We start from the raw sequence: 8,717 nt of genomic DNA on the forward strand, positions 1-8,717 counted from the left end.
TGTCGGGGCGACTGTCACGAAGGCGCGGTCTCATAATCGGCCGCCATGTCCGCCCCCTCTTCCGCACACACCCCTTCCGCCGGTTCCATCACCGACGTCGCCGGCATCGAAGTCGGCCATTTCTCCGACACCCGCCGCCCCACCGGCTGCACCGTGATCATGGCGCGCGAAGGCGCCGTGGCCGGTGTGGACGTGCGCGGCGCCGCGCCCGGCACGCGCGAGACCGACCTGCTCGCGCCCGGCAACTTCGTGCAGCAGGTGCATGCCGTGATGCTCGCGGGCGGTAGCGCCTGGGGTCTGGCGGCCGCCGACGGCGCGATGCGCTGGATGGAAGAGCACGGCATCGGCATGGACGTGCGCTTCGGCACGCTGCCCATCGTGCCGGCCGCCGTGCTGTTCGACCTGCCGATGGGCGACGCGCGCATCCGCCCCGATGCCGCCGCCGGCTATGCCGCCTGCGAAGCCGCGAGCACCGCCGCGCCGGCCGAAGGCAATGTCGGCGCGGGCACCGGCGCGCTGGTGGGCAAGCTCTTCGGCGCGCACCGCGCGATGAAGGGCGGCGTCGGCACCGCGTCGGTCAAGGTCGGCGGCGTCACGGTGGGCGCGCTCATTGCCGTGAACTCGCTGGGCGACGTGATCGACCACAACACCGGCCAGCCCGTGGCCGGCGCGCGCACCGAAGACGGCAACGCCCTGTTCGACACGCGCCGCGCCCTGCTGCGCGGCGAGCGGCCCAAGCCGCTGCTCGCGGGCACCAACACCACCATCGGCGTGATCGCGACCGACGCCGTGCTGACCAAGGTGCAGGCCAACCGCCTGGCCAACGTGGCGCACGACGGCCTGGCCCGCGCCATCAACCCGGTCCACACCATGAGCGACGGCGACACGCTGTTCGCGCTGGCCACCGGCCGCGTGCCGCTGGACGGCGACGCCCCCGGCATGACCGTGCTGAGCACCATGGCGGCCGAGGCGGTGGCCATCGCCACGCTGCGCGCGGTGCATGCCGCGCGCACCGTGGCGGTCGGCGACCTCTACATTCCCTGCGTGGCCGACCTCGGCGCGCGCGCGGCTGAACGAACACGGAAGAGACCCCCATGGCGTTCCCCAGAACCTTGAAGCTCATCTTGCTGTCGATCCGCGACCTGATCGCCTCGGCGGGGCCGATCGTGTTCCTGGTCATCGGCCTGTTGGTCGCGGCCTACTGGTGGCTGCAGCCGCAGCCGCCCAAGCACGTGACGCTGGCCACCGGCCCGACGGGCAGCGCCTACGCGCAATTCGGCAAGCGCTATGCCGAGGCGCTCAAGCACACGGGCATCGAGGTCGAGCTCAAGCCGACTTCGGGCTCGACCGAGAACCTGCAGCTGCTGCGCACCGGCGGCGCGACGTGGGCTTCGTGCGCGGCGGCAGCGCCGACCCGGTGGCCGACGAAGAGGCCGGGCTCAATTCGCTGGGCAGCCTGTTCTTCGAGCCGATCTGGCTGTTCTACCGCACCGACACGGCGCAGAAGATCGACAAGAAGACCAGCACGCTGACCTCGCTCGCGCAACTGCGCGGCCTGCGCGTGAACGTCGACCTGCCGGGCAGCGGCCTGCCGGACATCATGGAGCGCCTGCTCAAGGCCAACAAGCTCGGGCCCGACGACCTGCTGCTGTCGAACCTCGAACAGGGCGCCGCGGCCGCCGCGCTCGAGGCCGGGCTGCTCGACGCGATCGTGCTGTCTTCGGCGCCGCAGTCGCCGCAGGTGCAGCACCTGCTGCGCTCGGACGACATCAAGCTGATGGACTTCGGGCAGGCCGACGCCTACTCGCGGCGCTTTCCGTTCCTGTCGAGCGTGACGCTGCCGCGCGGCGTGGTCGACCTGGCCAAAGACCTGCCGCCGCACGACGTGTCGCTGCTCGCGGCCACCACGTCGCTGCTGTCGCGCGAGCAGACCCACCCTGCCCTGCGCCAGCTGTTCGCGCAGGCCGCGCAGACGGTGCACAGCGGCGCGGGCTGGTTCAACCGGGCGCGCGACTTCCCCAACACGCGCACCAGCGAACTGCCCGTGAGCCCCGAGGGCGACCGCGCCATCAACGGCACGCCGCCGGTGTGGCAGCGTTACCTGCCCTTCTGGGCCAGCAACCTGGTCGAGCGCATGTGGCTGGTGCTCGGCGGCCTCCTGGTGCTGATGCTGCCGCTGAGCCGCGTGGTGCCCCCGCTGTACCAGTTCCGCGTGCGCCGCCGCGTGTTCCGCTGGTATGCACGGCTGCGCGACATCGAGGCCAGGGTCGATTCGCGGCAAGGCGAGCAGAAGACGCTGCTGGACGACCTCGACCAGCTCGACCGCACCGTCAACAAGGTGGCGGTGCCGCTGTCGTATGCCGACGAGCTCTATGCGCTGCGCAACAACATCTACGCGGTGCGCAAGCGGGTGCTGGCCCGGGGGACGCCCGAGGCCGAGCCGGTGGTTGCGGCGAACAATGCCGGGTGAGGGAAAGACGCCGCCGCGTCCGGGCACGCTGATCGACTTCGCGCAGCCGCGCGGCGACGGCGCGAGCCGGCTGCGCGTGGCTTTCGGCGCGCCTTCTCGCGTGCTGGTGGCGCGCACCCCGGCCGAAGTGCGGCCGGTGCTGGAGGCGGTCGAGGCGATGGCACGCGAGGGGCGCTGGTGCGTGGGCTATCTGCGCTACGAGGCAGCCTCGGCGTTCGACCCCGCGTTCGCCGTGCATGAAGCCGACGGGCCGCTGGCGTGGTTCGGCGTGCACGACGAAACACAGCCCTGGCCCGAAGCATCGCCCGCCGCACCGTCGATCGACTGGCAAGGCAGCCTGTCGCGCGAGTCCTTCGACCAGCGCATGCAGACCATTCACCGCGCGATCGCGGACGGCGAGCTCTATCAGATCAACTACACCGCCGCGTTGCATGCCGCTTTCCAGGGCAACGCGCGCGACTGGTTCCTCGCGTTGCGGCAGGCGCAGCCGGACGGCTACACCGCCTTCATCGACAGCGGCGAAGAGCAGGTGCTGTCGGTGTCGCCCGAGCTGTTCTTCGACTGGCAGGACGAACGCATCCTCGCGCGACCCATGAAGGGCACGGCGCCACGCGGCGCCACGCCGGCCGAAGACGAGGCGCTGGCGCAGCGGCTGCGCACCGTGCCCAAGGAGCGGGCCGAGAACGTGATGATCGTGGACCTGATCCGCAACGACCTGTCGCGCGTGGCCCAGCCCTTCTCCGTGCGCGTGCCCCGGCTCTTTCACACCGAGGCGCTGCCCACCGTGTGGCAGATGACGTCGGACGTCGAAGCGCGGGTGCGCGAAGGCATGGCGCTGGCCGATGTGTTCGCGGCGCTGTTCCCCTGCGGCTCGATCACCGGTGCGCCCAAGGTCAGCGCGATGCGGCTGATCCGCGCGCTGGAGCCCGAGGCGCGCGGCGTGTATTGCGGCGCGGTGGGCGTCGTGCGGCCCGGCGGGCATGCGACCTTCAACGTGCCGATCCGCACGGTCACGCTGCGCGGCGCCGAGGCGCGCTGCGGCATCGGCAGCGGCATCACGGCCGATGCCCGGGCCGATGCCGAGTGGGAAGAATGGCGGCACAAGCGCGCCTTCCTGTCCCGCGCGCAAGGAGGCCTCGTGGGCCCGTCTTTCGATTTGCTCGAGACGCTGGCGCTGGTGGAAGGCGAATTGCGCGATGCGCCGGCGCACCTCGCGCGCATGGCGACTGCCGCGAAGCACTTCGGCCGTGCGTGGAACGAAGAGCCTGTCGCCGCATGCCTGCACCGCCTTCGAACCCGACACCCGAGCGGCACATGGCGCGTGCGCCTGCTGCTCGATGCCCATGGCACGCCCCGCGCCGAAGCCTTTGCCATGGAAGCGGCGCCTGCGCGCGTGCAGCTGCAACTGGCGGACCGCGCATTCGATGAATCGGGCAGCGACTTCACCCGCTTCAAGACCACGCGCCGCGCCCACTACGAGGCCTTCGCACCCACGGCTCCGGGCATGTTCGACACCCTGCTCTGGAACCGCGACGGCGAGATCACCGAATGCACGCGCGGCAACATCGCGCTGCTGCTCGGCGACGGCCGCTGGGTCACGCCGCCGCTGCGCTGCGGGCTGCTCAGCGGCATCGGCCGCGCCAGTCGCCTGCACAGCGGCCAGCTTGCCGAAGCGGTCGTCCGGGTGGACGATCTGCCTGGCGTGCGGGCCCTGGCCTTCATGAACAGCCTGCGGGGCTGGCTCGAAGCCGATTTGCACGTTGCGCAAAAATAGTTCGACAAAGCGCTTGACTTAGAGCGCGCTCTAATTTCGAGAATCAACGCCATGGAAACCAGCCTGACCATCGCGGAAGTCGCCAAGCGCACCGGCCTCACGGCCTTCACGCTGCGCTACTACGAGCGCATCGGGCTGATCGCCGCGGTGTCCCGTGCACCGGGCGGTCAGCGCCGCTATGCGAGCGCCGACCTGGACTGGCTGGCTTTCCTGTTGCGCCTGCGCGAGACCGGCATGCCCATCCAGGGCATGCAGGCCTTCGCCGGGCTTCGAAGCCAGGGGGACGCCAGCGTCGGCGAACGGCGCGAGATGCTCGAGCAGCACCTCGCCGAAGTCCAGGCCCGGGTGGCGGCGCTGCAGCAATCGATGCAGGCGCTGTCGCTCAAGATCGAGCACTACCGCGCGATCGAGAAGAAGGCCGATAAGACGAACCGGCGTCCCTCGTTATCGGGCATAGCCCCGCAAGGAAAGACGAGCGATGACGAACACGAACAGCCAAAGCAACAGCAACAGCGGCAACGACAACCAGCGCTACGCGCGCGGACTGGCCAAGCTGCAGGAAATCGACGGTGAAGGCGGCGTCAAGGTGGTCCGGAGCCTGGCCGACATCGCGCCCGACTTCGCCCGCCTGTTGATCGAGTTTCCGTTCGGCGACATCTATTCGCGCCCCGGCCTCGACCTGCGCGCGCGCGAGATCGCGGTGGTGGCCGCGCTCACGGCCATGGGCAACGCGGCGCCGCAGCTGAAGGTGCACATCCAGGGCGCGCTGAACGTCGGCGTGACGCGCACCGAGGTGATCGAGATCATCATGCAGATGGCGGTGTACGCGGGCTTTCCGGCGGCGCTGAACGGCATCACGGCCGCGCGCGAGGTGTTTGCGGCCGAGGATGAAAAAAGCGCGCGGCCCCTTGCGGAACCACGCGCTTTTTCGGAAGCGACCTGAGCCAATTCCAGAACACCGAGGAACCGGCTTTGCCGGGCCTCAGGTGTTGCCCCCGGTAGGGGGAAGGCGAAGCGACACGAAGTGCGCGCAGCCTGGGGGCGAGCCTTATTTCAGCGCCTTGTAGCGCATGCGCTTGGGCTTGGCGCCTTCTTCGCCCAGGCGCTTCTTCTTGTCGGCTTCGTACTCCTGGTAGTTGCCGTCGAAGAAGGTCCACTGGCTGTCGCCTTCGGCGGCGAGGATATGGGTGGCGATACGGTCGAGGAACCAGCGGTCGTGGCTGATCACCATGACCGTGCCGGCGAACTCGAGCAGCGCGTCTTCGAGCGCGCGCAGGGTTTCCACGTCCAGGTCGTTCGACGGTTCGTCCAGCAGCAGCACGTTGCCGCCGGCGATCAGCGTCTTGGCCAGGTGCAGGCGGCCGCGTTCACCGCCCGACAGCGTGCCGACCTTCTTCTGCTGGTCCGCGCCGTTGAAGTTGAAGCGGCCCGCGTACGCGCGGCTGGCCATCTGGAACTTGCCCACGTTGATGATGTCCAGGCCGTTCGAAATGTCTTCCCACACGGTCTTCTGGTTGGCCAGCTCGTCGCGGTGCTGGTCGACGAAGGCCATCTTCACGGTCTGGCCGATCACGACCTCGCCCGAATCCGGCTGTTCCTTGCCCGCGAGCAGCTTGAACAGCGTCGACTTGCCGGCGCCGTTCGGGCCGATGATGCCGACGATCGCGCCCGGCGGCACGGTGAAGCTCAGGTTGTCGATCAGCATGCGGTCGCCGAAGGACTTGCTCACGCCGTGGAACTCGAACACCTGCTGGCCCAGACGCTCGGCCACGGGAATGAAGATTTCCTGCGTTTCGTTGCGCTTCTGGTATTCCATGTCGCTCAGCTCCTCGAAGCGGGCCAGGCGCGACTTGCTCTTGGCCTGGCGTGCCTTCGGGTTCTGGCGCGACCATTCGAGTTCCTTCTTCAGGGCCTTGGCATGGGCTTCTTCGCTCTTTTGCTCCTGCGCCAGGCGTTCGCCCTTCTGCTCGAGCCAGGTGCTGTAGTTGCCCTTCCATGGAATGCCGCGACCGCGGTCCATTTCCAGGATCCACTCGGCGGCGTTGTCCAGGAAGTAGCGATCGTGGGTGATGGCCACCACGGTGCCCGTGAAGCGCTGCAGGAACACTTCGAGCCACTCGACCGATTCGGCGTCCAGGTGGTTGGTCGGTTCGTCGAGCAGCAGCATGTCGGGCTTGGACAGCAGCAGGCGGCACAGCGCCACGCGGCGCTTTTCGCCGCCCGACAGCAGGCCGATCTTCGCGTCCCACGGCGGCAGGCGCAGCGCGTCGGCGGCGATTTCGAGCTGGTGCTCGGAGTCGGTGCCGGCGGTGGCGATGATGGCTTCGAGCTGGGCCTGCTCGGCGGCCAGCGCGTCGAAGTCGGCGTCTTCGGCGCCATAGGCGATGTAGACCTCTTCCAGGCGCGCCTTGGCGGCAAACACCGCGCCCATGGACTCTTCGACCGATTCGCGCACCGTGTGCTCGGTATTGAGCTTGGGCTCCTGCTCCAGATAGCCGATCGTCATGCCGGGCATGGGCAGCGCCTCGCCCTCGAACTCCTTGTCGACGCCCGCCATGATCTTGAGCAGCGTGGACTTGCCCGAACCGTTCAGGCCGAGCACGCCGATCTTGGCGCCGGGGAAGAAGGAAAGCGAAATGTCTTTCAAGAGCTGCCGTTTGGGCGGCACGGTCTTGCTGACACGGTTCATCGAATAGACGTATTGAGCCATGTGTGGGTAGTTACCTTGGGTAGCGGAGATTCGGGAAAAGCGGCGAAATGCGCGGGCGCCAGAACGAGGCATTCGGGCGCGGCCAACCACCGATTATCGACTCATGCGACAATAGGCACCGTTGCCGGGTCCAGTTGCCCGCAACACCGGCTCTCTGCCGGGGACGAAGAAAGCCCCTTTTTCGCAACGGGTTTTCCGGCTCCCACCCCTGACCTTCATCTGCCTTGACTGGCTTGGCGTCGCCAAAGACGCCTGGCGGGCCGATGCCACTGCGCCGTGTATGGCGCTTATTGTTTCCAATGAATTTTGATGAACTGAAGCTGGCTCCCGCCATCTTGAAGGCTGTGCACGAGCACGGTTACGACACCCCGACCCCCATCCAGGCGCAAGCCATCCCCGCCGTCCTCGAAGGCCACGACCTGCTCGGCGGCGCCCAGACCGGCACCGGCAAGACGGCCGCCTTCACGCTGCCGATGCTGCACAAGCTCACCATGAGCCGCAGCGCCACCAACAAGTTCGGCGGCGTCGGCATCCGCGCCCTCGTGCTGACCCCCACGCGCGAACTCGCGGCCCAGGTCGAAGAGTCGGTTCGCACCTACGGCAAGTACCTGCAGCTGGACTCGACCGTGATCTTCGGCGGCGTCGGCATGAACCCGCAGATCAGCAAGCTCAAGAAGGGTGTCGACATCCTCGTGGCCACCCCCGGCCGCCTGCTCGACCTGCAGCAGCAAGGCATGCTCGACCTGAGCCAGGTCCAGATGCTGATCCTGGACGAAGCCGACCGCATGCTGGACATGGGCTTCATCCACGACGTGAAGAAGATCCTGGCGCTGGTGCCCAAGGAAAAGCAGAGCCTGCTGTTCTCGGCCACCTTCAGCGACGACATCCGCGACCTGGCCGCCACGCTGCTGAAGAACCCGCAAAGCATCCAGGTCACGCCGCGCAACACCACGGTGCAGCGCATCACGCAAGTGATCCACCCCGTGGGCCGCGGCAAGAAGAAGGCGCTGCTCGCGCACATCATCAACGAGAACAAGTGGAGCCAGGTGCTCGTGTTCACGCGCACCAAGTTCGGCGCCAACAGCGTGGCCGAGTTCCTGACCAAGAACGGCATCGAAGCCATGGCGCTGCACGGCAACAAGAGCCAGAGCGCCCGCACGCAGGCGCTGGCCGGCTTCAAGAGCGGCGAGATCCGCGCGCTGGTGGCCACCGACATCGCGGCCCGCGGCATCGACATCGACGAGCTGCCGCACGTCGTGAACTACGAGATCCCGAACGTCAGCGAAGACTACGTCCACCGCATCGGCCGCACCGGCCGCGCCGGTTCGAGCGGCGAGGCCGTGAGCTTCGTGTGCCTGGACGAAGAAGGCTTCATGCAGGAAATCGAGCGCTTCACCAAGCAGACGATTCCCGTGCAGAAGATCGAGGGCTTCGGCCCTGAAGACGGCGAACGCGCCGAGCCGATCGCCATGGGTCGCCAGACGATCTGGGGCGGCGCCGGCCGTCCGCCGAGCCGCGACGTGATGCAGGCAGCCGCCAAGCGCCCGCACCGAGATGCTGTCGCGCATCCGCGAGAACAAGGCCGGCCAGGGTGGCGGCAACGGCGGTGGCGGCAACGGCGGCGGTCAGCGCCGTGGCGGCGGCCAGGGTGGCGGTCAAGGCCGCAGCGCCAATGGCGGCGGCCAGGGCCAGGGTCAAGGCCCACGCGGCCCGGGTGCTCGCGCACCGCAAGGCCGCGGCCCGCAAGGGCCGGCACGCGCGCC

General features: G+C 68.4%; 5 protein-coding genes and 2 pseudogenes. 6 read left to right on the forward strand and 1 reads right to left on the reverse strand.

Features of this window, described 5'->3' with window-relative positions; genetic code table 11:
• Positions 1–45 precede the first annotated feature (45 nt).
• The 5 genes and pseudogenes from BMG07_RS27255 (at position 46) to BMG07_RS27275 (ending at position 5,187) form a co-directional block, all read left to right on the forward strand.
• Positions 46–1,116, forward strand: a complete 1,071-nt coding sequence (locus tag BMG07_RS27255; protein ID WP_198087150.1) for a P1 family peptidase — start codon at positions 46–48, stop codon at positions 1,114–1,116.
• Positions 1,095–2,470 (forward strand): annotated as a pseudogene (locus BMG07_RS27260) (TAXI family TRAP transporter solute-binding subunit). Before BMG07_RS27255 ends, BMG07_RS27260 begins: the two are co-directional and overlap by 22 nt.
• The gene (gene pabB / locus BMG07_RS27265; RefSeq protein WP_198087151.1) at positions 2,460–4,244 is read left to right on the forward strand and encodes an aminodeoxychorismate synthase component I; all 1,785 of its coding nucleotides are present in this window, start codon (positions 2,460–2,462) and stop codon (positions 4,242–4,244) included. The pseudogene BMG07_RS27260 and the gene pabB overlap by 11 nt, the downstream one beginning before the upstream one ends.
• 51 nt (positions 4,245–4,295) lie before the next feature.
• Positions 4,296–4,817 (forward strand): MerR family transcriptional regulator, encoded by a 522-nt coding sequence (locus BMG07_RS27270; protein WP_198087152.1) that lies wholly within the window; start codon positions 4,296–4,298, stop codon positions 4,815–4,817.
• A complete protein-coding gene (locus tag BMG07_RS27275) occupies positions 4,723–5,187 on the forward strand; it encodes a carboxymuconolactone decarboxylase family protein (protein WP_198087153.1) in 465 nt (154 codons plus the stop codon). Before BMG07_RS27270 ends, BMG07_RS27275 begins: the two co-directional genes overlap by 95 nt.
• Before the next feature lie 105 nt (positions 5,188–5,292).
• On the opposite strand, the gene ettA is transcribed toward BMG07_RS27275, so the two are convergent.
• Positions 5,293–6,954 (reverse strand): energy-dependent translational throttle protein EttA, encoded by a 1,662-nt coding sequence (gene ettA / locus BMG07_RS27280; RefSeq protein WP_198087154.1) that lies wholly within the window; start codon positions 6,952–6,954, stop codon positions 5,293–5,295.
• A gap of 299 nt (positions 6,955–7,253) precedes the next feature.
• Here ettA and BMG07_RS27285 point away from each other — a divergent pair.
• Positions 7,254–8,717, forward strand: a pseudogene (locus BMG07_RS27285) (DEAD/DEAH box helicase); the annotation flags it as partial.

The organism is Variovorax sp. E3, from assembly GCF_016082275.1.
GTDB lineage: Bacteria > Pseudomonadota > Gammaproteobacteria > Burkholderiales > Burkholderiaceae_C > Variovorax.

Coding starts and splice junctions, on each gene's coding strand:
- BMG07_RS27275 (WP_198087153.1), top strand. CDS start 4,723: ATGACGAACACGAACAGCCAAAGCAACAGCAACAGCGGCAACGACAAC.
- pabB (WP_198087151.1), top strand. CDS start 2,460: ATGCCGGGTGAGGGAAAGACGCCGCCGCGTCCGGGCACGCTGATCGAC.
- BMG07_RS27270 (WP_198087152.1), top strand. CDS start 4,296: ATGGAAACCAGCCTGACCATCGCGGAAGTCGCCAAGCGCACCGGCCTC.
- ettA (WP_198087154.1), bottom strand. CDS start 6,954: ATGGCTCAATACGTCTATTCGATGAACCGTGTCAGCAAGACCGTGCCG.
- BMG07_RS27255 (WP_198087150.1), top strand. CDS start 46: ATGTCCGCCCCCTCTTCCGCACACACCCCTTCCGCCGGTTCCATCACC.